This is a genomic window from Bradyrhizobium sp. Unk1 (assembly GCF_059512345.1).
The window spans coordinates 1-261 of sequence record NZ_JCAMOP010000279.1; the positions used below are offsets into that span (position 1 = coordinate 1).

Annotated in this window: 1 pseudogene; it reads left to right on the top strand. The window is 59.4% G+C overall.

Annotated features, from left to right (window positions below):
* Positions 1 to 184 (top strand): annotated as a pseudogene (locus AC5ZFO_RS48480) (IS5/IS1182 family transposase); the annotation flags it as partial.
* Positions 185 to 261: the final 77 nt, after the last annotated feature.

Below are 261 nucleotides of genomic sequence, written 5' to 3' on the forward strand. Positions count from 1 at the left end.
GAGCTATCTGCGCCTGGCCAAGCGCGCCGCCATCATGACCGGCCGCTATAGCCACGCCCACCAGTTCAAACGCGCGCAGCGGCAGCTCAAGTTCCTGCGGACACGGCTTGGTCGGATTATCCGCGACATCCGCCGCAAGATTGATGGCGATACGGTGCTTGAAGCTCGCTTCGGCCCGTTGCTCGGTAAGCGCGAATTTCCCCGCACCTTTTGCTTTTGAGTGCTCTGATGCATGAGGTGTCCACTTAAATAGGTGGACAC